The organism is Chitinophagales bacterium, from assembly GCA_017303415.1.
Lineage (GTDB): Bacteria > Bacteroidota > Bacteroidia > Chitinophagales > Chitinophagaceae > SpSt-398.
In genome coordinates this window covers 734,312-760,583 of sequence record JAFLBJ010000001.1, presented here as the reverse complement: position 1 = coordinate 760,583, position 26,272 = coordinate 734,312, and the positions used below count along the sequence as shown (strand labels likewise).

The following is a 26,272-nucleotide window of genomic DNA, read 5'->3' as shown; positions in this document are numbered from 1 at the left end:
AAAATACTTAAAAATGTCCATCCCGTTGAATCGCACCCAGCACATCGCCAGGTTCATCCACAAATGTCCATAATTCCAGGTGCCGCTCTTCCATGAATCGTTCATCCACACAACGTTGAAGCATCTGTATCAATGGGTCATAAAAACCGGCTGTATTGAGGATAACGATAGGTTTTGTAAACTGACCCAGCCTTTTTAGCGTGATCGCTTCCAGTAACTCTTCCAGGGTGCCCGTACCCCCAGCCAGGGCTACCACCCCGTCAATGTCTTCGAGAAAACGCGCCTTACGTTCGTGCATGGTGCGCGTGAATTCAAAATCGGAGACCTTTTTGTGGGGCCACTCAATCTCATTCATGAACTGAGGCATGATGCCTTTGACCTTTCCCCCCTCTTCCAGAACAGTATCCGCCAATTTGCCCATCAGCCCATAGGCGCCGCCTCCATATACCACTTCAACACCCTGCTTCACAAATTCACGGGCCAATACCTCCGTGGCTTCAAAATATTTGGGGTCGATCCTGGCGCTTGAAGCGCAGTACACGCAAATTCTCATTGTTCAAAACTAGTTTAATGACTGCCGACACAACCTGACGAAAGGTTAGCAAGGGTTAAGACACATTTTTCATCACAAGATTCCTGGCGTTTACAGACCTCTTCGCGTTCAGTCAGTAAATCTTTAATCCTGATCAAAGTCAACCTGATACAACAACAGCTCCACCGGATCATCTTGTAAAAACATTTTTTTCTGAAATTTTAACCCAAGTCGTTCAAGCAATCTTCTTGAAGAGGCATTCTCTTCAATAGTAATCGCTTTTATAGATGTAATACCAAAATCCTCCCGGGCTGCACGAACCACCCGGCTACTGGCTTCATAGGCATAGCCTTTCCCTTCATAATCGGGTAAAAAAGCAAACCCAATATCTACCCCATCCAAGCCCTCCCGGTCATAGAGCCCACATACCCCGATCTTCACCATACCCTCTTTGAGGATCACTGTATTATTTGAATAACCCAATCGCTCCAATTGAGGCATCATCTTTATACGGATATAGTTCTGGGCATCCGCTTCGGTATGCACCTTTCGGTCACCCACAAACTGGATCCATTTGGGGGTATTCAATAGTTCAAGGATAAAAGCAGCGTCCTCCTCTACGGTTGGGCGAATGATCAAACGGTCGGTCTCAAAAGTTTTATAATTCATGAAAAGAAGGTTATTGAAGGTGAAAGCTGTAAAATGATTCAGGATTCAATATAGGTCGAATCTCCTTCTCACCCACGCGAATGGTGCAGGTTTTTGTTTCTTTTGTTTGATTGGCCACTACGATCACCACACTTTTATCCGGGTTTAAAAAAGCCAGTATATCCGAAAGTTCACCCCCTGTGGCCAAAAGTCGCGCACCTGGTTTTACAAAATGACTTACATGCTTCAATAAGTAATATTCAGGATTGTAGGTATAGCTTCGGTTAACTGTATCCACACTTACCAGTGAGTTTTGTTTCCAACCCCAGGTACTGATGCCCCCTTGTTTCAGCGAGGTATTCCAATACATATAGGCTGTTGCCCCATTTGTCAGATAGTGCTTCATCAGGTCCCAGGCATGAAGGCAATGTTTCCAATCATTCTTGCTGTTTCCACATTCCTGTTCAGTCTGATACAACGATAGATTGGGGTATTGCTGGTGGATAGCGGCTATGGCATCCTTCCCGGCCCATTGAAATCCAACACCAGAAACAAATGGTTTTGTACGCGGGTCGGTGAGCAATGTGTCTACCAGTTTGTGGTTTCCGCGTTCCATGGTTCCAAAATAAAGCGCCACGCCTTCTTCCTTCATGGCCGGACCGAGATAGCTTACAAAATTGGTCAACCCCCGGGCAGTCCAGGTACAACTCGGAAAAACCTGGGCCGAATTGAATTCATTCTGTGGCATTACCATCTGAATACGAATCTTCTCCTTTCGATAAGCTTCGACAAAACGCTTAAAATAAAGTGCATAGGCTTTAAAATACTTTTCCTCCTGAATAAACATATCCGTCCCTTCTTTTCCCTCCTTTTCCGGAACTAACCCATTGTTGATCCCGCGCAGGTCCATGCCCCACTCTTCAGAGATAAAATCCACATTTCCCAACACACTTCTTGCAGCATAATGCCCGTTATATTTCATCCAGGAAGGGGGTGACCAGGGTGATGCCCAGATCTTCAACCGGGGGTTATAGCGTTGGGCGGCATGTATAAAAGGGATCAGTGTTTCTTTATCATGGGCAATTGTGAAATGCTTCATGTCAAAATCACCCGGGGTTTCGTTGTATGAATACCAGTTTGTCGAAAAATCATTGGCGCCTACCGGCATACGGCAAATGGTAAAATTGGCACCCACACCCGGAGAAAACATCTCACGGAGAATAGCCTCCCGGTCTTTTTCTGCTAATACAGAAAGCGATGTCCATCCCAATTCATTGAAACAGGTTCCAAATCCTTCTATGGCCTGTAATGGCTGGGAAAGATATACCTCCGCCTGTGGCATATTGGTGGCCTTATCAATTTGCACGGGCTGCCCAGAGATCCAGCTCTCAAAAGGCGTAGTATAAACGGAACTAACCTTGGTTTGGCCAATAGTCTGGGTGTAAAGAAAAAGCAGTAAAAGGCTGAGGGCCGGGCGGGTCATTTTCTGGTTTTTCTAAAGTTACGGAGAATTGTATCCCGCAGCGGACACCAAGGTGAATATGCATTCAAGGAGAAAGAAATGTCATTGTAACAGCATATCGCTATACGATCTATCCTGAAGCGCCTCAGCTTTTAATCCAAAAAACTGAAAATACCCATCACATTGTTTCTTTAATTCCTCAGTGGAAAGTTTATTCTCTGAGTCAATCGCTTCCACCTCGATGAACTGACCTAGTCCTTCCACCCGGTCAAAATGAAATTTCACATTACCTATAAAGTAGATTTTCCGGTGTTTGTCAACAACTGTCTTGACACCAAACTGGTGCGTAAGGATCTGTTTCAGCGCCGGGTCGGGTGAATGGCGATACAATACCACGCGCGAAAGCTTACTGCCTGCAAGGTCCTCGCGGTCATACTGAATCAACGCGTGCTCAATGTTACCCTCACGCAATTTAAGCCTGCCCTTGGGCACATTAAAATATGTATCTATCTGGTGATCGATTCCTTTGAATACGGGATCCATTTTGAGAAGCATTTCCTCAAAAGGGGTGGTATCAGGCACACGGGCTTTGAATTCAAAGTTGCGGATGTTCATTATGAAAAATTAAGGTATATAATACTTGTTTCTCGCGGCGTACGCCGCGAGAAACAAGACCAATCCCTACCAAATAACCCGAAAACCTATACCAAATGTGCTTAGCCCGGAACTACTCAGCAAAGACGACCGGAACAGAAATTCATTCTGTTTAAAATTGGACGGGGTAACACCATTCACCTCCTGGTTGCTATGGGTATATTGTAAAAGCAAGATATTGGGCACCCCCACTTCAAAATAGAAATGATTGAATACCTGGTAAGATAAACCGGCGGAAAGCGCGAGGTATCCCCCGGTCTGTGTGACTTTATTATCCGAATTGGGGGTTGAAAATTGATTCGTTTGTTTACCGCCCCGATATGCAATATCCCCTTGGCCGAAAAAATAAAAGTCTTTTGCCAGTTTCTTATACTTTCTTAAGAAGACGCCTGCTTCCATTATTCGATTTAGGTTCTCCGATAAAACCGTCCCATTATCGAGTGTCTCCGCCTTACCACTAGAATAGGAAAATTGAATGCCGGCAACCTGATTTTCCCGGGTAAACTTACCCAAATAGGCGCCGATCGTAGCGTTTCTGCTTCGTTGCTCCTGGGTGTTGTAACCATAATTCCCTGAAATGTAGGAAACCTGTGCCCCCACATAGCGTGAACCTTTTTTAATTTGTGATTGAGCAGAGATGGAGAAAATAATAATAGCAATAGCAAGTAAGAATCGTTTCATACGTTTTGGTTTTGATGAGCTGTAAAACTGTATTTCTTTCCTGTTAACAAAAAACCAATTAACTACAAGGATACGTTAATATCAATCGGTTTATTCAATGTACTTCTTTATTTCTCTGGATTCGACTCTATCCATTTTCGCAGTAAAACCATTTGCCCCAGATGATAATGGGTATGTTCGATCATGCCCATCAGGTTTCGGTGGTACGTGCCATACTTTTTCTCCCTGAAGATCTCGTTCAATTGGCTTTCCGGCATTTGCTCAATAAGTTGCGCCAGTGCTTCTACCTCCTCCCAGGTTTTTTCCAAAAAAGCGTCCCAGTCTTTCTGTGATTGAATGGCTGGCACCTCAAAACTCAATTGGTCATTTCCTTCCAGGGGTAACCCTGACAATACTTTATGCTGGATCCGAACATAGTAGGTGCAATGATTGACCAGCACGGCGATGGTATTAAAATCGCCCACTTTTTGAGTGGCTTGTTTCCAGAAAAGCCCGGCCAAAGAATCTTTCATGTTCACCCAGGTCCAGTTTTTCCCAAAATGAACCTCACGCAGGTGTTTAGCGAGTTGTTGGCAGGTTGTCATGTTTCTATTTTACTGATAATATTACAAAAAGCATTCAATCGGCCGCTATGGAAAAAGTAGACATTAGTTTTAAGGCAAATTCCTCATACCTTCCAAATGCTTTTCTTTCCGAAGCGAATGTTAATATATAAAAACTCTCTTTTCGTTTAAAATAATATTGTATGGTTCTCAAATTCTTAAACTCAGATTGAAAATCGTAAATAGCTTTATAGATTGTCTCGCCTGAAAAAGCGATAGTGTCTTCCCAAATAACCTTGACATTTCTCAGGAAGCTGGCAAGCGTCCTAACGTTTGCCTCACCCCATTCCTTAATTGAAAAATCATTTAGAACATCATGAACTCCAATTAGGTTGAAATTTTCTAAAAACTTATCTGAACTATCTTCCAAGGGAGTCTTTAATATAAAAATAGTCCCCATTCTCCCTGATGTATCAACATTCAGTTCTTTGGGGTGGTAAATACTAAATCTTTCAACTTTCAACTGCTGCCAGCTTGAAAGGGAGTCCTTTTGTCCATCACAGTTTGTAGTAATGAAAAGGAACGATAAAAATAGTAAAGCTGTATTTTTTGCTGACATGACTTCCCATGAATTTACCTAACATATACTGATTTGAAATTCCAGTGATGCTGTGCGGAACCTCCGCTTCCACACCTATAGAAAGTCGCCTACTGCGACATTTAAATTCCACCCTTTTGAAACAAGATCGTCAAAATTCGGGGCACACCTTCTTTTGCCTCCCCATCAAAATACTCCCTTAAAGTTACCACACGAAAGCCGCTAAGTTCCCCAGCCATGGTAAAATCCGAAAGATGATGATCATAACAGGTTACTACCTGCGTTCCATGCTCTGTTTCAAACCGGGCTTTAGATCCCGTATACTGTTTGAAGGGGTGTAATTCTCCAATATATACATATCCTCCAGGTTTGACCGCTTTTGCCAGTTTGCGAAACACTTCAGTAAGATCCTCTATATGCTCCAACACCAAACTAAAAACAGCCAAATCATACCCTTTCTCTGCAAAACTCCATTCTCCCAAAAGATCAACCTGTTTAAACTGTACATGTGGATCTTTTACTTTTTCCCTCGCCCTCGCCAGCATTTCCCCGGAAAGATCAACGGATAGCAAATCGCTCGTTCTTGCAGCCAGCCAGGCAGAATTTTTTCCGGTACCACAACCTAACTCCAGGCAGGAATCAAATTCAATAGCAGATAAGGTTTCCCGTAATGACCGGGCTTCCAGATCACGCGTTCTGTTCTCATTGCTGTCATACTGAGATGCCCACTGATCATATGCCTTTTGAACACTCATAAACCAAATTGTTATAACTCATTAACATTTAAAAAACAATTTTTCATCCTACCTGCCGTTTAGGTAGCGGTTCGAACTCCACTATCCTCTGCAACCACCGCACAAATTTATTTAAACCCAAACCAACCTACATGAAAAAGATGCCTATTGCCGGTATTCTTATTCTATTGACGTTTTTATTCAGTTGTGGTCAGAAAAAGCCTACCCTGGACGAACTCCGCAGCTTTGCCGCCACAGAAACCTTTCCCGAAGACCAGTACCTGGACACAATTTCCAATAAGAATGCACTGATCATAGTGGCACATGATGATGATGATTGTGCCATGGCCGGAACGATCGCTAAATTAAAATCAAAAGGCTGGAAGATCTGGCAACTAAGTTTTACCACTCACCAAGCCAAAGGAACCAATATTCATCCTGCGGTATTAATCTGTGAAGGAAATCGGGAAATATTGGCTGATGGACTATATCGAAAAGGTCTCGATACAATGAAAAATCCCTACCTGCCCATTCCACGGGAACAATTCAAAGAACAGTTTTACTCGGAGAAGGTGAAAAATGCTCTTATTGAAAAAATAAACGCGTTCAATCCTTCTGTAATTTTTACCCTCGACAATGTAAAAGGGGGTTATGGGCATCCCGAACATATCTTTATCAGCCAGCTTACTCTCGATCTGTTTCAGCAAAATACATTATCCGCCCAGCGTGTTTACCAATCCGTATATACTGACCACATGGAAAAGGAGATCGTTGATACCTGGTTGAAAATCCGGATGCAAAAATGGGGTTATCCCAATGCCAGTGAAATCGCCAATAAGATGTATGGCATCAATGGGATGCCCGCGCCAACCACCCAGGTGTCGATCCGACCTTTTGGAGAAGATAAAATGGCTTATCTGCTCGCTTATCCGGAAGATGTACGCAAAAACCTACGCAAGTTCATTCCCTATTTTGAAGAATTTGATGCCGACACCTATTTCGGAATATTTGACCGGGAGTTTTTCAGAGTGGTGGAGCGTGAATAGTAAATCGCGATTTTACCCTAACTTCCCTCCCCAAAACGATCGCTTATGCCCCGCTCCTTTATCGCCGGCATCGGAATGTATGTCCCATCGAATGTAATGACCAACCAGGACCTTACCCGATACATGGAAACAAGTGACGAATGGATTCAGGAAAGAACAGGAATTAAAGAGCGTCGATACGCGCATCGCACCGAAGAAACTACTGCCACCATGGGCATTGAAGCCGCCAAAGTGGCCATTGAAAGGGCTGGCATCACCCCGCAGGATATTGATTTTATTGTTTTCGCGACGTTGTCTCCCGATTATTATTTTCCAGGTTGTGGTGTACTGGTTCAACGGGCGTTAAAAATGAAAGAGATCGGTGCCCTCGATGTACGCAACCAATGCTCAGGTTTTGTATATGCCCTTAGTGTGGCAGATCAGTTCATCCGAAGCGGTATGTATAAAAATATCCTGGTGATCGGGAGTGAGAAACATTCATTTGGTCTTGACTTTTCTACCCGCGGCCGAAATGTATCTGTGATCTTTGGCGATGGCGCCGGTGCCGTTGTATTACAACCCACCGATGATCCCGAACAAGGCATTCTGAGTTCTCACCTTCACAGCGATGGTGGCAACGCGGAAATTCTCGCCATGTATAACCCCGGTACACATGCCAATCATTGGTCCTCACAAAAACTGGCCGATTTCACAGAAGCAGAGATTGGGGAAATGTTCATGAGCCATGCCATGATCGATAACGCACAAAATTTTCCCAATATGGATGGGCCAACTGTTTTCAAGATCGCCGTGGAAAAATTTCCGGCTGTGATCATGGAAGCCCTACAGGCCAATGGATATACACCCGCTGATATTAAAGTACTCATCCCGCATCAGGCCAACTTACGCATCAGTCAGTTTGTACAGAAAAAACTCGGTCTTCGCGATGATCAGGTTTATAATAATATCCAACGCTACGGCAATACCACCGCCGCCTCCGTGCCCATCGCCCTCTGCGAAGCCTGGCAAAATGGCCTGATACAAAAAGGCGATCTCGTTTGTCTCGCAGCGTTTGGTAGCGGGTTCACCTGGGCGAGTGCGTTGTTGAAGTGGTGAGGGAGGGATGGGTCTCACCCCTCACGTTTCAAGATATTTCGATAATTTCGCTCCCCCATGCCACGCAAGATCCTTTATATCATCAACCCTATATCCGGCACAAGGGCCAAAGCGGATCTTCAGCAATTCGTGGAAAAAGAAACACAAAAGCGGGGAATTCCCTTTCTCATTTACCCAAGCGTAGCCAGTGGTGATTACAGTTTTCTTCATCCCATTGTACGCAAAGAAGGAGTTACAGATGTTGCGATTGCCGGAGGCGATGGCACAGTAAGCCAGGTCGTGAATGGTTTGATGGACCTTGACCTTCGCTTTGGTGTCATCCCTTGCGGATCGGGAAATGGTCTCGCATTGGCAGCTGGCATTTCAAAAGATACCAAAAAAGCACTGGCCGTAATCTTTGACGGAGTAGCCAGGGCCATTGATGGTTTTACGCTCAATGGACAGTTCGCTTGTATGCTGGCAGGATTGGGATTTGATGCCAAAGTAGCACATGAATTCGCGCATCAACCCAAAAGAGGACTGGGAACCTATGCTTCCCTTGTTAGCCGCAATTTCTTTTCGGCAAAACCCTATCAATTCATCATTGAAAATGGAGGCTTTCGTTTTCCCAGCGAAGCCTTCTTTATCAGTATCGCCAATAGCAATCAATTTGGAAATAATGTAACGATCGCGCCCGAAGCCCTTTTATCAGATGGCATGCTGGATGTAGTGATCGTAAAAAAAACGGCCAAGCCTATGCTGCTTTTCAACCTGATCCGACAGGTGTTGGCCGGACGGTTAAAAGGGTTGGAGTCTTCTCTTAATCAACCGATCATTTATTTTCAAACCCAAACACTCCGGATCATTAATAATGACCAGGCTCCCCTGCATATTGATGGAGACCCGGCCAATACGCCCGACGAACTGAATATAGAGATCAAACCAGGCTGTTTTCGGCTTATTTGTCCGGCTTAGGTTTTGTCAGCACCTCCTTTACCCGTAAAAAATTCTCCCGGTTATATGGTGAGCGGATCGATTGAAGAATATCCGCTTTTTCGCGGCGGGTAAGATGAAAATTCAATGCCGCCTTGCTGTCCTCTTTGGCCGATGTATACAGAAAATTGATCTTAACCGCACCAGGATGCTGTGCCGCATAATAACTAAGCACATCATTTTGGGAAAACTCCATCATCTTATACCAATTGTGTTGAAGGAGTAAGAATGGTTTGGTCAAATGATCGGTGACATTCTCCGATTCAAACGGGTAATCCCAACTTCCGGGTTTGCGGTCCCGGATCTGGATGATCATCACCCCTCTGGTATTCTTTTGCAGCCAATCATCAAAGAAAGTAAGAAACCGTAGTGCAGTCTCCTGTCCATAATTATCCCTCAATCCGGCATCCATCACATCAATAACCGGTTTGGATGGCAACCACACATTAGGCAATACCACCGGGAAAGTGGCATTCATCCGAAGGGCAGTTAATATCCGAAGGTTGTAGGGGTCCTGCTGGGCAAAGAAGCTGACAAAATCAAGCGCGTCCGGCTCCAGTCTGGGTACACGCAAAGAATCCTGCAATGGCTGCATCATAAAGCGAACAGGCTGGGTGGAAGCTACCAGCTTGCGGCTGTCACGCGTGATCACAGAATTAAAAAAGATCAATGGTATCCGCGCGTTGTCTTCGTCTTCTTTATAATCCCCCAATTGTTTATTTAAAAAACCATGTGTGTTTTCATCCAATTTATTCTCAAAGGCGTAAGCCCTGTCCTTGGCATAGGTGTATGGTCCAACTTTAAATTTGTGCGCCGGTGAAACCAGGTCACGCGCCACAAAGGAAGAGAACAGGGGGTTCAAAAGATCGCGGGCAATATCATCCACATACCTGCTGTCCTGTACTTTAATGGGTGAGCCAAGTTCACGCTGCCGGTACAATTCCCGGAAATAAGTGGCCCCGATCATGCCGCCCGATGAACCCGTGATCAGAAAGGTATTGCGCATGATCTCCCCTGCAGTCAGACTATCGAGTTGTTGCAGGGTACTCAGGGTAAAAGTGGCACTTCTTGTTCCACCACCGCTGGTACATAAAATGGTGAATATCGGTTTCTCTTCCTTTTGCCGGGCCTTCCATTTCTCCAATTTGCCGATCATTTGCAAACTGTCAGCCGTGATATTTGCCGGAGAAGCAAGCTGTCGCAATGTCTCCTGTCCATATACCGGCCGCTCGGTATTGTTCTGGTAATTGAGGCCATAAGCTTTGTTGCGTGGATCGATCCAATTTTTTTGATAAAAAATATTCAGTATAACCACGAGTAAAAGGAGATAGGGTATACTCCAGCTTTGCAAAAAATAAGTAAAGGCTCCACTTAGACCGATCAGGATGGCGAAAGCCACCGTGATACTGGCCGCGGCTGGGATCTGAAACAACCGTACTTCAAGAAAAAAACCAATCAGGATTAAAAAAAGAAAGGCAATGAATACCGAAAGCACGGCGGCAAAGTGGTGTTGTTTAAAAACTGTATCAATGTATTGCCGGGTATAGTGCCCGACTTTTCGGGGCTTTGCCGGGGATAACGGTGTGTTCAGGTATGATTTTACCCGCATCAGGCTATCATCACCAACTTCCCGCGCAACCGGTTTAATCGATTGGATATACTCTTTTGGATTGTTGATGATCGGCTGTAAACGTTTAAAGATCGTCCGGTCGGCCCCAAAGAAATATGCAAAGGAAGCGGCCAGCATCAAGACAAGTCCAAATAAAAAACCGCCTGTTAGAAAGAGTATCTCATTGGTGGAAAATAATTCTTTATACCGGCCAAAGGAGTAGGCTTTAAAAAAATAAAATACCAGAAAAAAGATCGGGATCAGGCTGTTATTGATACAGTACTTTAAAAATGGATTGGTGGTGGCCGCAAGAAACTGAAACTGTCGGCTAAAGAGAATGAAGGTGGTAATATTCCAACTCATGATGAACATCCCAAAAGCCATTCCTACAATAGCTGAAGCTACGGCATTCACATCGCCCAGATATTCGGGAGCAAGATAAAGGGAGTCGGCGCCAAACCCATGCATGAAAGAACTGTTGACCGTAGTAAACAAAATGAACCAGAACAACAGAAGGATCTGGTACTTCCTGAAATGCAGAAATACCAATTGTACGGGAAATGAATAAAGAAGTCCGCTGAACCAGCTTTGAATCGCTTTTCGCTTCATGCAGGAAGATTGTTTAACCGGGAAGGCGCTATGAAAGATACAACACTCTAGGCTTTTCTCCGCATCAGGTAAGCGCTCATCAGGAGGGACAATAGCAAAAACATGGCCACTATTTGATGAAGTTGAGCCATCCATTCAAACAATCCCCAACGACCGGGAACGATACCCGGGCTTTTTAAAACGGATAGGATGCCCAGCAGCAATTGTATCAATACCAGGACAAGCGGGATGTACCAGGTTTTTCCAATTAAACCCTGGCGACGGGAGAATCGGTATACCCGGATGCTTTGCCATATTACAAGTAAGAACAATAGGTAGGCGATTCCCCGGTGGACAAAATGAATGGTGATCCTGTTTTCTACCAGACTTAACCAACCATCTGCCGGCTGAAATACAAGTTGCGGTATCCACTCACCATTGATATCGGGCCAGGTAGGGGCGGCCGTCGCGGCTTTATGTCCGGCCATCAGGGCGCCAAAGAATAGCTGAATCATTAGCAAGGCCAGTATCACCCAGGTCTGGGTGTGAATGCCACGGTGAACGCGAAGCTCCTGTCTGGGCACCCAAAGCTGTAACGCAAACCAACACAGGTAGGCAAAAAGTGCAAGGGCCAGTACAAAATGAAGTCCCAGTTTTATGGGTGCAACATAGATCGCATCACCTTCCAACCCACTTGCCACCATGATCCAACCCACTGCACCCTGCATGGCTCCAAGCAAAAAGAGAATGATCAGGGGTTTGACCATATTGGAACGGATATATCCTTTTCGCAGAAAGATGAAGAAGGGGATCAAAAAAACAACGCCGATCAGCCGGGCCCAAAGCCGGTGAAACCATTCCCAGAAATAAATGAATTTGAAATCCCCCAGGGTCATATCAAAATTGAGCAGGTTGAACTGAGGGGTGGCTTTGTATTTTTCAAAAGCAGCCAGCCAGGCGCTGTGCGACAGAGGAGGAAGGGTGCCGGTAAGTACATCCCATTCGGTAATGGAGAGACCGGATCCGGTTAACCGGGTAACCCCACCCAATACCACTTGCACAATGACCATGGCTACCCCCACAAGGATCCAGATCGCTACCTTCTTTGCTCCTGCTGATTCAAATTGCCTGTCCATACAGGGAACAAAGGTAGAATGCGGTAAAAGGATTTACCCGGTTTTGTTCAACTTATTTTATCAGATCGCCGGCGAAGTTTTCGATCAGGTTTCTTAGGCCGATGTTTCAGTATAACATCGGTTGTGGTTTTAATAACCCGGATTCCCTAATTTGCCCCTGTAAATGCTCCAGCCATTTTTCCAGGAATACATGATCGAAGCCGGGTGTGATGAAGCCGGGCGGGGTTGTTATGCGGGACCGGTTTATGCGGCGGCGGTCATATTACCACCCGATTTCTACCATCCCCTGCTCAATGATTCAAAAAAGATCCCTGAAAAGCATCGGGATGAACTCCGTATGGTGATCGAGGAAAAAGCCATTGCCTGGCAGGTGGCCTCTGTTTCACATCAGGAAATAGATGAAATAAATATATTAAAGGCTTCCATCCGGGCCATGCACCAGGCTATCACCGGACTTTCGCAACGGCCGGGGTTATTGCTGATAGATGGAAATCGTTTTATCAAATACCCCGGTATTCCACACCGTTGTTTTGTAAAAGGAGATGGCACCTATGCTTCCATTGCCGCTGCGTCGATCCTGGCAAAGACTCATCGGGATGAATACATGAAGAAACTGCATGAGGAATTTCCGCAGTACAACTGGCTATCCAATAAAGGTTATGGAACGCTGGCCCATCGCCAGGCGATCGAGGAACACGGGCTATGCGCGTACCATCGGAAGAGTTTTAAAATAATTTGAGAATTGCACTAGTTGATCGTCCAAACCTCATTCCCCCTTAACAGCTTATCCAAGTCGGCCGGCTTCCTGGCCTTGGCTTCATCAACCTGAATTGCCATCATGTCTTCGTAGCAGGGGCGTTGTGTTTGATAGAATACACCAAAAGGTCTGGGCAGATGGTTACCTGCACGCGGGTCGTCAAAGATGCGGACCAGCACCTGGGCCTTATAGATATCCGCTTCATCATGTATCCATAGGTCATCGGCGCTATATCCTTCACCCAGCTTAACCACTTTGGGAGTAAATCCGTCGAGCTTGATCCCTTTGTCGCTATTGGCGCCAAAGACAAGTGGTTTGCCTTGTTCCACGAAGAGGGTCTCTTCGGCTTTGCTGGATTTTTCAGTAAATATTTCAAATGCCCCATCATTAAAGATGTTGCAATTCTGGTAGATCTCAAGGAATGAAGAACCTTTATGTTGACTTGCCCGAAGCAGCATGGCCTGCATGTGCTTGGGGTCGCGGTCCATGCTACGGCCAATAAAGGTAGCATCGGCTCCCATGGCCAGGGCCAGGGGATTAAAAGGATGGTCAATACTTCCGTAGGGAGTTGACTTGGTCACCTTCTGCATTTCTGATGTAGGTGAGTACTGGCCCTTGGTCAGCCCGTAGATCTGATTATTGAAGAGCAACACATTCACATCAAAATTGCGGCGCAACAAATGGATGGTATGGTTACCGCCGATACTCAGGCTGTCGCCGTCACCAGTAACTATCCAAACACTCAACTCCGGACGCGATGCTTTTAATCCACTGGCAATCGCGGTTGCGCGACCATGGATCGAGTGCATCCCATACGTATTCATGTAATATGGGAAACGCGAAGAACATCCGATTCCTGAAACGATGACGATATCTTCTTTGGGAATACCCAACGTGGGCATCACTTTCTGAACCTGGGCGAGAATGGAATAATCTCCACATCCGGGACACCAGCGCACTTCCTGATCGGTAGCAAAATCCTTGGCGGTCAAGGATATTGGTTGGGCAGCTTCTGCAGACATTTGTTGGAATTATAATTTGACCTGAAAATTAACAAAATTCCGGGAGGAAGAAGATCGTGATTTGACAAAAAATGACCTGATTTTCGTCCTTGGATAACCCGGCAAAATTCCTTATAAAACCTTAGAATCCAAAAAATAACATAAAAAAATCGCGTAAAAATACGCGGGGCCGGAGCGGTTTTACTTTATTTTAAAAAGAAGGTTACGATTCATGCAACAGCTAAGGGTGGCGGTCGTTATTTTTACATAGAAACACTTATCCTATCAAAACCAGACCATGAGCACGCAGTATTTTATAGGTCTACTTTCAACGATTGCATTGTTTGCCCCGGTATTCCTGTTGGTGTATTTCCGCTTGTACCGGTTTCGGGTATATCTTGCTCTTCTCATCTACTGTTTTATCACCTTTGCCTATAGCCTGATGACGGAAGACATCATCAACCTGCCTACCCGGGTAGAAAACTTTATTGGCCTGGCCAATAACCTCGTTGATGTACCCCTGATGATGACCTTCCTGCTCCTTTTTGCAAAATCAGCCAATCAGAGCAAATGGATGAAAAGGCTAACCCTGCTTTATATAATGTTTGAGGTGGGTGTTTTGTTATATATGCAGAAACTTACCGTGGATACGATCGCTGTTTCCATGGCACCCGGACTGGCCCTGGTACTTTTCTTTAGTTCTACCTTCTTCATACATCGTATTAAGATCGCCACTACCTATCAAAAGGCGTATGGAAAGGCAATCCTGGCATCGGCCATTCTCCTTGCTTATTCCTGCTTTACAATTATCTATATCATTCACTATTTACTCCAGGTAAAGGCCACAGAAGATACCTTTATGCTGTATTTTATCGTATCCATTCTTTACAATACCATTCTCGCTATAGGTCTTGTAACTGAAAACAAGCGGATACGAAAACTGGAAGAGGTTCATACGACCCGCCGGGAACTTTCCGAAATTTTTTCAGAAGACCGTAACGGCATAAAAAAGGCTGCCCCCAAAAAGGAGACAGCCGAGTATTGGAGATATAATTGAATCAATTAAAAACAATACCTCTTCTCTTCGATCATCTTATCCGCTATTCGTCTGCGTGCTGCTTTGGTATTAAAAGGCTCTGCCTTGGTAAACCGCTTCAATCCCATCAGGATCATTCGCAATTCATCGCCTTCGGCAAAACCATTGATGGCATCTTTCCCTGATTTATTGACCTTATCTGCCGCATCAAACAAATAGGTCCGCATGATATCCAGGTTCAATTGATGCGCTTGCTCCCCATCTCTTTCCACCAGCTTCATTACACGCAACAGTACGCTCTCCGCATTATAGGTCTCAATGGCCATATCAGCGATCGACATCAGAATCTCCTGCTCACTTTCGATCTTCATCATCAGTTTCTGTACCGCTGCACCCGCCGTCATCAGAATTGCTTTTTTCAGGTTGGCAATGAGTTTCTTTTCGGCGGCAAAAGCTTCTTCTTCGCCAGAACCAAAATCAGGAATGCTCATCAGCTCTTTCTGAATCGACATGGCTGGTCCCATCAGATCGAGGCGGCCCTGCATGGCACGTTTCAAAGTCATATCCAGGGTCAACAAGCGGTTGATCTCATTGGTCCCTTCATATATCCGGTTGATCCGGCTGTCGCGATAAGCCCGCGAAATATTATACTCCGCGCTAAATCCGTTACCACCATGCACCTGCACGCCCTCATCCACCACATAATCCAATACTTCAGAACCATTCACTTTCAGCATGGCACATTCAATGGCATATTCCTCTGCCCCACCCAATAAAGCTTCGCTAAACGATTGACCGGCCGCCAATAATTCATGTTCCTTTCTATCAATCAGATCGGCCGTGCGATATAGGGCGCTTTCACAGGTGAAGATCCGGATCGCCATTTCAGCAAGCTTATGTTTGATGGCGCCAAAATTGGAAATCGGTTGTTTGAACTGCTCACGCGTAATGGCATAATTAACTGTTTCAGTCAACGCTCTTTTGGCGCCGCCCAGTGCAGCCGCACAAAGCTTCAACCGGCCAATGTTCAGAATGTTAAACGCGATCTTATGCCCTTTGCCAATCTCACCCAGTACATTCTCAACAGGTACCTGGCAATCCTGGAAATACAACTGAACCGTGGATGATCCTTTGATACCCATCTTATGCTCCTCCGGTCCCTGTGTAAATCCGGGTGTTCCTTTTTCCACTATAAAGCCGGTGAATTTGTCTCCATCTATTTTGGCAAAAACGGTGAATACATCGGCAAAACCTCCATTCGTGATCCAGCATTTCTGCCCGTTCAAAACATAGTGTTTACCATCTGCACTCAGTTTGGCACTGGTCTTAGCCCCCAAGGCATCCGATCCGCTATTGGGTTCAGTCAGTCCATACGCCCCGGCCCATTCCCCATTGATCAGTTTAGGGATATATTTTTTCTTTTGCTCCTCCGTTCCAAAATACAAAATAGGCAAAGTGCCAATACCCGTATGTGCGGCAATGGCTACGGAAAATGAATGGCCCGCGCCCAAATAGTCATTGACAATGGTGGACGTGATAAAGTCCTTTCCCAAACCGCCATATTCCTCCGGAAAGGAAACCGACAACAATCCCTGTTCACCCGCCTTTTGTACCAGCGAACGCATGAGACCTGGTTCCAGGCTGTCAATGCGGTCCAGGTTGGGCATCACTTCCATGTCCAGGAACTGATTACACATGTCACGAATCATCTTCTGCTCCTCGGTAAACTCCTCCGGAATAAAAGTATCGGCAGACGAGGATGGTTTGATCAGCCATTCGGCGCCTTTGGGTACCTGTACCGTTGTTGTTTCTGTTGCCATAGACTAAATGTTATGCGTTTAAAAAATGAATTATTTCAAATTGTCATACACGATCTGCAAAACCTCTTTACACACTTCGATCTTATCGGCAGGCACAGTGACCAACGCTTCATTCAAGGTCTCCTCCGCCAACTCCATGGTCTGTTCCTGCAATTTCTGCGCCTGTTTGGTCAAATAGATCAGGTTGATACGCCGGTCATGCGCCGAAGGCACACGTTTGACCAGGTTTAACTTTTCAAGATTGTCAACCAGCCGGGTAATACTGGGCTTGTCCCGATAGGTGGCATTGCACAACTCTTGCTGACTGATCCCATCCTGCTTCCACAAATGGTATAAAACACTCCATTGCTCAATCGTTAAGTTCAGGTCCGATCCATTGAACTTCTTCTGTAACCGCCGGGCTATTGCAGTAGAGGCTTTACCCGTGATAAAACTGTAAAGCTCTCCTTTTTTAAATTGGTTGTTTGGCATATAGTTGTTTGTGCAACTAATTCAAAGTTAATATTTCTATCCGGTTTTCAAAATTTTTTCCTTCGTTTGTAGGCATGGTTTCGGGAATTGTTGCATATAACCAGTCTAAAATCGCCTACCAGCTTGGGGGACAAGGGAATCATTTCCTGCTTTGTTTTCACGGGTATGGAGAAAATGCAGGTTCCTTTGCTTTTTTGGAAAAATACCTGGGTGATCATTTCAGGATCCTGGCCATTGATCTTCCTTTTCATGGGGAAACGGATTGGCAGGAAGCAGATCTTGACCTCCCAGGTTGGAACCAGGTCATTGAATTGGTATTAAATGCATGTGGATACAAGCCGGGGAATAACCTCTCCCTGATGGGATATAGCCTTGGTGGGCGGGTGGTTCTTCAGTATTACCAGGATCATCCAAACAAGATTAACAAGATCATTTTATTGGCGCCGGATGGCTTGAAAGTGAATTTCTGGTATTGGCTTTCTACCCAAACCATACCCGGCAACCGTCTTTTTCAATTCACCATGCGGCATCCGGGTATCTTTCTCTATTTTCTTCGGGGACTTAACAGGTTCAAACTGATCAATTCGAGTATTTACAAATTTGTAAACTACTACATTGGCAATCCGCAGGTACGGATCGATCTGTATCGCCGGTGGACCACATTGCGAAAGATCAAACCCGATCTGAAACGAATAGCGGTGCAGGTAAAAAAAGAACCCATCCCGGTTACTCTTATCTATGGCCGGCATGACCGTATCATTCTTCCTCACCGTGGCTATCGGTTTCAGGAAGCAGTTGGACCTACCTGCTCCTTGCATATCATCGAATCCGGACATCAGGTCTTGCACGAAAAACACATCTCCGCACTTCTGCCTCTTTTGTTACCCTAAAGGCTATGGAGTAGATTTGCCAGTATGGTCGTTCTCTTTATAGGTGCCTCCTTATTGTTTCTTGTTTATGCAGGACTGATCCTCTTTCTGCATTCCAGGTGGAGAGCGGTACCTGTTTATAAAAATGATCATCCCCCGACTGCCGATATCCGCTTTTCTATCATCATTCCGGCACGAAACGAAGAGACGCGCATAGGGTTACTACTAGATGCTTTGCGTAAACAGGATCTTGACCCTTCTTTGTGGGAGGTCATTGTAGTGGATGACGATTCTACGGATCATACCGCGCAGGTAGTGGCGCGATATGATCAGGTGAAATTGATCCGGCTTACTGGAAAAGACCATAATTCCTATAAAAAAAGGGCCCTGAACGAAGGCATAGCCCAAGGCCGGTATGAATGGATCCTTACCACCGATGCGGATTGTGTCCCCGGCCCTCAATGGCTGAGTACCCTCTCCCGTTTTATTGCCGACCGAAACCCGCAAATGGTGGTGGCCCCGGTGCGCATGGCGCATGATCATTCTCTATTACAAATTTTTCAGGCGCTTGATTTCATAACCCTGCAAGGGATCACCGCCGGAGCCGTACATGGACGTTTTATGCATATGTGCAATGGTGCCAATCTTGCTTATAAAAAAACCGCTTTTCAAACTGTGCAGGGGTTTAGCGGCATCGATCATATTGCATCGGGTGATGACATGCTCCTGATGCAGAAGATCCAACAGGCTTTCCCTGGTTCGGCGCATTATCTTTTGGCCAAAGAAGCCGTGGTGGTTACGCAGCCCGCCTATAGCTGGACTGAATTTATACATCAACGTATCCGTTGGGCGAGTAAAGCCACCTATTACAAACAGGCATCTCTTTTCCTTGTGTTATTGGCGGTATATCTTTTCAATCTGGTCATTCCTGTCCTATTCTTCCTTTCTTTTTTCCAGCAATCGGCTTTTTGGATGGCCTGTGTTTTATTGATCTTAAAAACCCTGATTGAGCTTCCCTTTGTTTCTTCTGTGGCCCGTTTTTATCAGGATAGCAACTTAATGGGTTACTTCCCCATTTTACAGCCTCTTCATATTCTGTACACTCTTATAGCGGGATGGCTGGGTCAGTTTGGTCGTTATTCCTGGAAAGGCCGTCGTGTAAAATGAGGGGCATAGTTTAATAATATTTATCTTTCCTCCATGTCCTCCACTGCCATATCGCCCGGCCGTTCCATCTGGAAAAAGCTTCGCCGTAATAAGGGTGCGGTAGGTGGACTTTTCATCATTTCCATAAGTATCATCATCGCCGTTTTTGCTTATTTCCTGGCACCGGATCCAAGTCCTTTTGCCAACCGGATGATCCTGGAGATCGGTGGTCAATCACCCGGGTTCAGGCAAACCTTTCTCCGGATCAAAAAAGAAAAAGAATTGAATAGTTCGGGTTTCTTTTCCCGCCTACTCTATGGAAAAGAGGAAACCTGGACCTATCTGCCCATCACCACCCATGAACATGTAGGTGACAGTATACGGGTACAGAAACGCATTGATGAAACCCTGACAGAGACCCAGGTTTATCCCTTGAGCGCATTGGCATCAGATCCGGTAGTAAATAAAAAGTTTTTTCTGGGCACCGATCAATATGGACGTGATATCCTGAGCCGGTTGATGGTTGGAACAAGGGTGAGTCTTGGCGTAGGGTTGATCACGGTGTTGCTTTCGCTCAGCATTGGCGTGATACTGGGGGCCCTGGCCGGTTATTTCAGAGGAAAAACCGATGATTTCATCATGTGGTTCATCAATGTGATCTGGAGTATTCCCACCTTGCTGCTGGTCTTTGCCATCACTTTGGTTTTAGGAAAAGGCTTCTGGCAGGTCTTTGTCGCCATTGGATTGACGATGTGGGTGAATGTGGCCAGACTGGTACGCGGGCAGGTGATGGGAATCCGGGAGTTGGAATACATTGAAGCTACCCGTGTGATGGGGTATTCGCATGCGCGGACCATTTTCCGGCATATACTTCCCAATATCATTGGACCGGTACTGGTGATTGCTGCTTCAAATTTCGCTTCGGCCATTGTGATCGAAGCGGGATTGAGTTTTTTAGGTATTGGTGTTCAACCTCCTCAACCCAGTTGGGGATTGATGATAAAAGAAAACTACAATTTTATCATTACGCAAAATGCTTCCCTGGCATTAGCACCAGGCGTTGCCATTATGTTGCTGGTGCTTTCTTTTAATTTATTGGGAAATGCACTGAGAGATGCGGTAGATGTGAGAGAGGGTTGAAAATAGGTAATAAGAAATAAAGAATATAAAAAAAGGAATCAGGTAGTGCCTGATTCCTTTTTTTATGTTCTTTATTTCTTTTTTACTAATTATTATTTCCTGGAGTATCGATACGACCCGGTCCACTTATTCGTGGCCTTTGTCTTCGAAGTTACTGTTACGGTCACTACGCAGGTAGAGGCAACAGGTGTATTGGTGATTGTAAAGTTGGAAACGGTGGCACTGGTGCTTGTAATAGCAGGTGCATAGAAGTTGGTTGTTGCGTTTTCCACTTTGGCAGTCACTTCAATAGTAACACCCTGAGGTGGCATGGTTGAAGTAATGGTTACGGAAAGCGGGAAATCGGGGCCGAGGGCAGCTGCCTGATTTGATCCCACCGGAGGATTCAAAGTAACAGCGAGATTAGCTTCCGGAGGGGTAGGTGTACCACCACCACCACCTTTGCTACATTTTCCGGCAACACCAAAGATCAGCACGATGGTGGCAAACAATAGGGCTGGAAATCTTCTCATGATCATTTTCATTAAAATAAGAGAACTAAGATAGGATTTATTTGGGATTTAGGGAAGGGGTTGGGGGGTGGAGGTTGGATGTTGGAGGACAGATGACAGATGACGGATGACAGAGGTAAAGGGGATAGACTTCGGACCCCTGACCCCGGATTCCTCATCCGTCCTCTGTCATCTGTCCTCCGTCATCTGTCCTCCGTCATCTTTCCTCCCCCACCTGCACATTCCTGTTAATACTCTCCTCCAGGGCGATCAGGGTTTCGGTACGTTCGATCCCCTTCACTTTTTGAAGTTGATAATGAAGCACCTGGCGAAAATGGTCAATATCCTTACACACCACTTCTGCAAACATGGAATAGTTGCCCGTAGTATAATTTAGTCTAACGATTTCGGGTATCTTACCCAGTTCACGTGCAACATTATCATAGAGCGAACTCTTTTCAAGAAAGATCCCGATAAAGGCATTCACATCATATCCCAGGGCCTTGGTATCTACATGAAGCCTTGTACCTTTGACAATACCCATTTCCTGAAGCTTTTTGATCCGGACGTGGATGGTACCCCCCGAAACAAAGAGTTTCTTACCCAGATCGGCATACGAAATCGAAGCATCATCCATCATGTGGTTGATGATCTGCAGATCCAGTTTGTCAAGATTCAATTTAGCGGCCATATTTGATATCTTTTTTAAACAATTTCAAACTAAATTAGTAAAATATTAGATAATTTCAATAGTTTTTTATTTTTTGTTGAAAAATTTGGAATGAATGGGGGTGTTTCTTTATTTTTGTTCTATCAAGTTCTTATCGAATACGATTATACTGTGGGGTGATGAAACTTTTTGGCAGACATGCCCTCTCGTCTCGAGGGTGGGGACAACAGGATAAACCTTGCATAGAGCCGACCGTCAGGCCGACCAGGATTGACCACTAAATCTTTGTGCAAGAGCTAACTGCCCCGTGGAGGTTCGACTCCTCCCCCTACAGCAAGACCAGGATTACCTGGATTTTAAAATTAAAGGATTGAGGGATTGATACCTGTAAGATATCAATCCCTCAATCCTTTAATCGTTTAATATAGATATCAATCCTGGTCAATCCCTCAATCCTGTTCAATCCAAAAATCCTGGTCAATCCTGCTATATATTTGCCACATGGGTCACAAGAAACTCATCCGCTTCGAAGCGATTAAATCATTTCCCAATGTTCTTCAATTCCCCCCATCCATGCCCGGTCAATGGCCAGGGCATTTTGGTAATTCCAACCCCCTGACGCTGGAGCTGGCCTGTGGAAAAGGCGAATATGCACTGGGATTGGCCGCTTTGTACCCTAATCAGAACTTTATTGGCGTGGATATCAAGGGAAACCGGATCTATATCGGGGCAAAAAAAGCGCTGGACCAGGGGTTAAACAATGTCGCTTTTCTGCGAACCGAGATCGATAAGATCAATACCTATTTTGCCCCGGGAGAGGTTGCCGGAATCTGGATCACCTTCCCCGACCCGCAATTACGTACTTCCAAGGCCAAAAAAAGGCTTACCCACCCCAAATTCCTTCGTCTCTATCAACAATTTCTTGCTCCCGGTGGTTTTATACACCTTAAGACCGATAGCCCGGCCCTGTATGCCTTTACAAAGACCATAATCGAAAGATATGGATGTACCTTGTGGGTGGACAATCCAAATGTGTATGATACAGATGACCCGGGGCCGGAACTGTCTATTAAAACCTATTATGAATCACTCGATATCGCTGGTAGCCAACGTACCCATTATCTGAAATTCTCCCTGCCCGACCCATTGCCGGGCCCTGAGCAGGATAAATCATTACAGCAATACCTGAAAGAACATGAAGGAGCAACCGCTTAAAGAAGGGATTCATTATTACCGGAATGACGACGGGTTTATTGTCCTCACCGAACAATACCACCTGGAACAAGGCTATTGCTGTGGTATGGGATGCCTGCATTGCCCCTATAGCTATGAAAGTGTTCCCGAACCAAGAAAAAGTGAGTTGAGAAGAGAAAAGTCACAAGACAGAGGTCGAAGGACCGAAGAGCCCAGGCCTTAATTGCCAGGGGATTTATTTGACGGATTTTCGCCCGGACTTACGATAAATCATTTTCAATTTCCATTGGATCCCAGAAAAGCGTATCAAAATCCACCACTTTATCATTCTTTACTTTCACGCCTTCCTTCTTTAGTAATTCCGCCATTTTGCCCGGCGGATCAAAATGCATTTTGCCTGTAAGCATCCCATTGCGGTTCACAACACGATGAGCAGGAACCTTTGGTCGAACTTTGTGACAACCATTCATGGCCCAACCTACCATACGCGCTGAAGATTTTGCGCCCAGCGCGGCAGCAATAGCACCATAAGAAGTTACCCTCCCCTTGGGAATTTGTCGCGCTACCTGGTAAACAAGTGTAAAAAAATTCTCTTCTGTATCACCGGAAGGGCGAATAGATTTTAGCGGCATAGAATGAAGATACGAACAGCGGTGAAATCTTAATGGCACCCCACGGCTTCCGGCTGATGAAAGGCCGGGCTCACATAGGGAATACCAAGCCCCATACCGCGTAAGATCAAAAGGGCCGCCATCACAAACAGAAAAACAGGCACTGCGCGGCGAAGCCTGGAGCGGATCTGCTGGTTCATATAACTCCCAAAGAAAACAGTGGCCAGCATCAACGGTAAAGTTCCCAGGCCAAAGAATATCATGAACATGCCTCCTTTCCAGGCATTCCCGGTAATAAAGGAAGAAGAAATAGCGAGGTAAACAAGTCCGCAGGGCAACAGACCATTCAACAACCCAATGGAGAATAGTGAGCTGAATTTTTGCCGGGTAAACAATTTACCCATGGCCTGCCGCAAAGCCAGAAAGGGTTTATTTAACGATGATAGAAAAGAAACTGAACTCGTGATCCTCTTTACCGGTAGAAAAAGATAAAGTAAGATGATAACGCCAAATACGATCGACAAGGTCTGTAACCAGGTCACGGGTAAAAGAAACTGTCCCGCCAAACCCAGTACCACACCCATGGCCCCGTAGGTAATAATCCTGCCGGAATTATAGACCAATCCGCCCAACAGTCTGTTCCCATCATTGGCATGAGACACCGGCAATGCCAGGGCCAAAGGCCCGCACATGCCTACACAGTGGAGACTTCCTACAAGCCCCATCAGGAAAGCGGCAGATATGGTTTCAATAATGGACAAAATTTGATTTGCTATCTGAACAAGAACTAAGCGTAACCAGCCATAAGCTATCAGGCTAAAAGAAAACTTTCTCCTCCTTATAATATTCTATCCCTTCACTCGTCCAACTCAGTTTTAACTCATAAAGCCCGGAGGGTGTACCAGGAACGATCCACTCAAATGCCAGGTCCTTGCTATCGATCTGACGGCGCATATCCTTACGGGCATCCGACGGACAATAGAGGTATGCATCTCCCTTAATGGCCTTATTATTAAAATCTGCAGGGAATTCCACCCGGATCTTTGTTTTGCTATTTTCAATACGAACCGGGGCAGACAACCTCGCCGTATTGGCTTTTCGGTCAATAACATCCTGATATTTGAGCTCTGCCTCATAATAATTCTTGGTCACCAGGTCGTAGTTTTCTTTGCTGGCCTTAAAGACCAGGAAAAGTATCCCGGCAACAAAGCAGAGATAAAGTGCAAGAATTTTGTAACCCCAACTGATTCGCATGGTGTTTCGTTTTTAGTGTGACTGGATCAAAAACCAGGACCCAGAAATGTTGTATTCACGGTCTTGATCTTTTTATCGCCTTCATATACGCCCAGCACGATCGGTGTCTTGCGACGGGTGATCAAACTCCGATCGATCTTGACAAAGAAGGGTGTTTGGAAATAAGACTCTTTAGGTACAACCAGATTTTTGCCCACAACTGTGATCTCTCCTTTAATATTCTCCAGCTTAAGCGTCATGGGAATATCGTTATGGGTCTTATTGGCCAGTTTGATGTTATAGATATTACTGATACGGCCATCCTGGTCACGCGTGAACATTTGTCCGGCCGTGCGCAAAATGCGCGCATCCACATCATCCCTGGTAATGATCAGAATGGATAACACAGATATTAATACAAGGAGTACCGTGGAATAACCGGCTATGCGCCAGTTGAATTTCGTTTTCCGGCTATGCGCTATATTCTCTTCAGATTCATATCGGATTAGCCCGGTCGGCTTGTTTACTTTCACCATGATCTCATCACAGGCATCAATACACGCTGTGCAGTTCACGCATTCCAGTTGTGTACCGTTTCGAATATCTATCCCTGTCGGGCAAACGCGTACACAAGCAGCACAATCGATACAGTCACCCTTGGGGTCCATTTCGACTTCCGCCTTTTTTACCTTACCTCTTGGTTCGCCCCGAACATAATCATACGCAACGACAATGGATTTTTTATCCAACAAAACTCCTTGTAATCGTCCATAAGGGCAAACAACGATACAGGCTTGTTCGCGAAACCAATAATAAACAAAGAAGAAAACACTGGTAAAGCCCAATAAGGAAATAAAGGTTCCCATATTTGCGCCAACGCCTTCTTTTACCATGGCCATTACACTATCCATACCAATCAGGTAGGCCAGGAAAAAATTAGCAATGATAAAGGAGATGGCAAAAAAGACGATCATTTTGGTCACCCGTTTCCGGATCTTGTACCCGTTCCAGGGCATTTCCTTCAACTTCCGTTGTTCGTTCGAATCCCCATCCAGCCAATATTCGATCTTACGGAAAACCATTTCCATGAAAATGGTTTGCGGGCAGGCCCATCCACAGAACACCCGGCCAAATACCACGGTGAACAGGATGATAAAGACCATAAAGGTGAGGAGGCCGATGGCGAAAATGAAAAAATCCTGAGGCCAGAAAACCTGTCCAAAGAAAATGAACTTGCGCTCCAGCACATTGAACATGAAGAAGGGCTGTCCATCAACCTTGATAAAGGGCAGGGTGAAAAACACTACCAGATAAACGACGGAGGCAAGGGTGCGCCAGTTGTACAGCTTACCCTTGGGCTTTTTAGGAAGGATATAATTACGCTTCCCTTCTTTGTCGATCGTTGCTACCGAATCCCTGAATGACTGGTCAAGTAATTCTTTCTTACTTGCGGCCTCGTCATCGTAATGGAACTCAGCGCCCGGGGTTTTCGTTTCGTCGGAATTGTTCATTTCACTTTTCATTTACTCAAGGTAA

The 26,272-nt window shown here is 45.4% G+C and carries 29 protein-coding genes; 10 read left to right on the top strand and 19 right to left on the bottom strand.

The annotated features are described in order from the left end of the window. Positions 1-7: 7 nt before the first annotated feature. The 8 genes from J0M30_03360 to J0M30_03325 all read right to left on the bottom strand — a co-directional run bounded on the left by J0M30_03360 (position 8) and on the right by J0M30_03325 (position 5,872). Positions 8-553: a TIGR00730 family Rossman fold protein gene (locus tag J0M30_03360; GenBank protein ID MBN8666514.1), complete on the bottom strand. Its 546-nt coding sequence runs from the start codon at positions 551-553 to the stop codon at positions 8-10. Positions 554-676: 123 nt separating this feature from the next. Continuing rightward, positions 677-1,201 carry a GNAT family N-acetyltransferase gene (locus J0M30_03355; GenBank protein MBN8666513.1) on the bottom strand — a complete coding sequence of 175 codons (525 nt, stop codon included), beginning with the start codon at positions 1,199-1,201 and terminating at the stop codon, positions 677-679. Between the two features lie 10 nt (positions 1,202-1,211). After that, positions 1,212-2,663 (bottom strand): glycoside hydrolase family 30 protein, encoded by a 1,452-nt coding sequence (locus J0M30_03350; protein MBN8666512.1) that lies wholly within the window; start codon positions 2,661-2,663, stop codon positions 1,212-1,214. A gap of 81 nt (positions 2,664-2,744) precedes the next feature. Beyond that, on the bottom strand, positions 2,745-3,257 hold the full coding sequence (locus J0M30_03345) for a class IV adenylate cyclase (GenBank protein MBN8666511.1): 513 nt from the start codon (positions 3,255-3,257) through the stop codon (positions 2,745-2,747). Positions 3,258-3,323: 66 nt separating this feature from the next. Beyond that, positions 3,324-3,977: a hypothetical protein gene (locus tag J0M30_03340; GenBank protein MBN8666510.1), complete on the bottom strand. Its 654-nt coding sequence runs from the start codon at positions 3,975-3,977 to the stop codon at positions 3,324-3,326. A 107-nt stretch (positions 3,978-4,084) separates the two neighbouring features. Continuing rightward, positions 4,085-4,561, bottom strand: coding sequence for a DUF664 domain-containing protein (locus tag J0M30_03335; protein ID MBN8666509.1), 477 nt, complete (start codon positions 4,559-4,561; stop codon positions 4,085-4,087). A gap of 34 nt (positions 4,562-4,595) precedes the next feature. Next, positions 4,596-5,138: a hypothetical protein gene (locus J0M30_03330; protein ID MBN8666508.1), complete on the bottom strand. Its 543-nt coding sequence runs from the start codon at positions 5,136-5,138 to the stop codon at positions 4,596-4,598. Between the two features lie 101 nt (positions 5,139-5,239). Next, on the bottom strand, positions 5,240-5,872 hold the full coding sequence (locus J0M30_03325) for a methyltransferase domain-containing protein (GenBank protein MBN8666507.1): 633 nt from the start codon (positions 5,870-5,872) through the stop codon (positions 5,240-5,242). 131 nt (positions 5,873-6,003) lie between these two features. Between J0M30_03325 and J0M30_03320 the strand changes: the two genes are divergently transcribed. The 3 genes from J0M30_03320 to J0M30_03310 are packed head-to-tail and all read left to right on the top strand — an operon-like array spanning position 6,004 to position 8,946. Next, positions 6,004-6,897: a PIG-L family deacetylase gene (locus J0M30_03320; protein MBN8666506.1), complete on the top strand. Its 894-nt coding sequence runs from the start codon at positions 6,004-6,006 to the stop codon at positions 6,895-6,897. 45 nt (positions 6,898-6,942) lie between these two features. After that, positions 6,943-7,992 (top strand): ketoacyl-ACP synthase III, encoded by a 1,050-nt coding sequence (locus tag J0M30_03315; protein MBN8666505.1) that lies wholly within the window; start codon positions 6,943-6,945, stop codon positions 7,990-7,992. Positions 7,993-8,049: 57 nt separating this feature from the next. Beyond that, positions 8,050-8,946 carry a YegS/Rv2252/BmrU family lipid kinase gene (locus J0M30_03310; GenBank protein ID MBN8666504.1) on the top strand — a complete coding sequence of 299 codons (897 nt, stop codon included), beginning with the start codon at positions 8,050-8,052 and terminating at the stop codon, positions 8,944-8,946. Here J0M30_03310 and J0M30_03305 read toward each other — a convergent pair. Both J0M30_03305 and J0M30_03300 read right to left on the bottom strand, forming a co-directional pair. After that, a complete protein-coding gene (locus J0M30_03305; protein ID MBN8666503.1) occupies positions 8,930-11,182 on the bottom strand; it encodes a patatin-like phospholipase family protein in 2,253 nt (750 codons plus the stop codon). The genes J0M30_03310 and J0M30_03305 overlap by 17 nt on opposite strands. A gap of 47 nt (positions 11,183-11,229) precedes the next feature. Next, complete coding sequence (locus tag J0M30_03300) at positions 11,230-12,297, bottom strand: COX15/CtaA family protein (protein ID MBN8666502.1); 1,068 nt, start codon at positions 12,295-12,297, stop codon at positions 11,230-11,232. 163 nt (positions 12,298-12,460) lie between these two features. Here J0M30_03300 and J0M30_03295 point away from each other — a divergent pair, with 163 nt between their 5' ends. After that, positions 12,461-13,036, top strand: coding sequence for a ribonuclease HII (locus J0M30_03295; protein ID MBN8666501.1), 576 nt, complete (start codon positions 12,461-12,463; stop codon positions 13,034-13,036). 8 nt (positions 13,037-13,044) lie between these two features. Here J0M30_03295 and J0M30_03290 read toward each other — a convergent pair whose 3' ends face one another. Further along, the gene (locus J0M30_03290) at positions 13,045-14,076 is read right to left on the bottom strand and encodes a 2-oxoacid:ferredoxin oxidoreductase subunit beta (protein MBN8666500.1); all 1,032 of its coding nucleotides are present in this window, start codon (positions 14,074-14,076) and stop codon (positions 13,045-13,047) included. Positions 14,077-14,353: 277 nt separating this feature from the next. Between J0M30_03290 and J0M30_03285 the strand changes: the two genes are divergently transcribed. After that, positions 14,354-15,112 (top strand): hypothetical protein, encoded by a 759-nt coding sequence (locus J0M30_03285; protein MBN8666499.1) that lies wholly within the window; start codon positions 14,354-14,356, stop codon positions 15,110-15,112. A gap of 5 nt (positions 15,113-15,117) precedes the next feature. On the opposite strand, the gene J0M30_03280 is transcribed toward J0M30_03285, so the two are convergent. Together J0M30_03280 and J0M30_03275 are read right to left on the bottom strand one after the other, a co-directional pair. After that, on the bottom strand, positions 15,118-16,911 hold the full coding sequence (locus tag J0M30_03280) for an acyl-CoA dehydrogenase family protein (GenBank protein ID MBN8666498.1): 1,794 nt from the start codon (positions 16,909-16,911) through the stop codon (positions 15,118-15,120). A gap of 30 nt (positions 16,912-16,941) precedes the next feature. Then, positions 16,942-17,382, bottom strand: a complete 441-nt coding sequence (locus J0M30_03275; GenBank protein ID MBN8666497.1) for a MarR family transcriptional regulator — start codon at positions 17,380-17,382, stop codon at positions 16,942-16,944. 74 nt (positions 17,383-17,456) lie between these two features. Here J0M30_03275 and J0M30_03270 point away from each other — a divergent pair, with 74 nt between their 5' ends. The 3 genes from J0M30_03270 to J0M30_03260 are packed head-to-tail and all read left to right on the top strand — an operon-like array spanning position 17,457 to position 20,537. Further along, positions 17,457-18,272 (top strand): alpha/beta hydrolase, encoded by an 816-nt coding sequence (locus tag J0M30_03270; protein ID MBN8666496.1) that lies wholly within the window; start codon positions 17,457-17,459, stop codon positions 18,270-18,272. Positions 18,273-18,296: 24 nt separating this feature from the next. Continuing rightward, the gene (locus J0M30_03265; protein ID MBN8666495.1) at positions 18,297-19,418 is read left to right on the top strand and encodes a glycosyltransferase; all 1,122 of its coding nucleotides are present in this window, start codon (positions 18,297-18,299) and stop codon (positions 19,416-19,418) included. Between the two features lie 33 nt (positions 19,419-19,451). Further along, the gene (locus J0M30_03260; protein MBN8666494.1) at positions 19,452-20,537 is read left to right on the top strand and encodes an ABC transporter permease; all 1,086 of its coding nucleotides are present in this window, start codon (positions 19,452-19,454) and stop codon (positions 20,535-20,537) included. A 92-nt stretch (positions 20,538-20,629) separates the two neighbouring features. On the opposite strand, the gene J0M30_03255 is transcribed toward J0M30_03260, so the two are convergent. After that, on the bottom strand, positions 20,630-21,049 hold the full coding sequence (locus J0M30_03255) for a hypothetical protein (protein ID MBN8666493.1): 420 nt from the start codon (positions 21,047-21,049) through the stop codon (positions 20,630-20,632). Between the two features lie 196 nt (positions 21,050-21,245). Further along, complete coding sequence (locus tag J0M30_03250; protein ID MBN8666492.1) at positions 21,246-21,719, bottom strand: Lrp/AsnC ligand binding domain-containing protein; 474 nt, start codon at positions 21,717-21,719, stop codon at positions 21,246-21,248. Positions 21,720-22,199: 480 nt separating this feature from the next. On the opposite strand from J0M30_03250, the gene trmB reads away from it, so the two are divergent. Both trmB and J0M30_03240 read left to right on the top strand, forming a co-directional pair. Continuing rightward, on the top strand, positions 22,200-22,913 hold the full coding sequence (gene trmB / locus J0M30_03245) for a tRNA (guanosine(46)-N7)-methyltransferase TrmB (GenBank protein MBN8666491.1): 714 nt from the start codon (positions 22,200-22,202) through the stop codon (positions 22,911-22,913). Beyond that, positions 22,894-23,115, top strand: coding sequence for a hypothetical protein (locus J0M30_03240; protein ID MBN8666490.1), 222 nt, complete (start codon positions 22,894-22,896; stop codon positions 23,113-23,115). The genes trmB and J0M30_03240 overlap by 20 nt, the downstream gene beginning before the upstream one ends. Positions 23,116-23,152: 37 nt before the next feature. On the opposite strand, the gene J0M30_03235 is transcribed toward J0M30_03240, so the two are convergent. The 4 genes from J0M30_03235 to ccoG are packed head-to-tail and all read right to left on the bottom strand — an operon-like array spanning position 23,153 to position 26,247. After that, the gene (locus J0M30_03235) at positions 23,153-23,524 is read right to left on the bottom strand and encodes an MGMT family protein (protein MBN8666489.1); all 372 of its coding nucleotides are present in this window, start codon (positions 23,522-23,524) and stop codon (positions 23,153-23,155) included. Positions 23,525-23,553: 29 nt separating this feature from the next. Then, positions 23,554-24,264 carry a sulfite exporter TauE/SafE family protein gene (locus J0M30_03230; protein MBN8666488.1) on the bottom strand — a complete coding sequence of 237 codons (711 nt, stop codon included), beginning with the start codon at positions 24,262-24,264 and terminating at the stop codon, positions 23,554-23,556. Between the two features lie 55 nt (positions 24,265-24,319). Continuing rightward, on the bottom strand, positions 24,320-24,757 hold the full coding sequence (locus J0M30_03225) for a FixH family protein (protein ID MBN8666487.1): 438 nt from the start codon (positions 24,755-24,757) through the stop codon (positions 24,320-24,322). Between the two features lie 26 nt (positions 24,758-24,783). Then, a complete protein-coding gene (gene ccoG, locus J0M30_03220; GenBank protein ID MBN8666486.1) occupies positions 24,784-26,247 on the bottom strand; it encodes a cytochrome c oxidase accessory protein CcoG in 1,464 nt (487 codons plus the stop codon). Positions 26,248-26,272 lie beyond the last annotated feature (25 nt).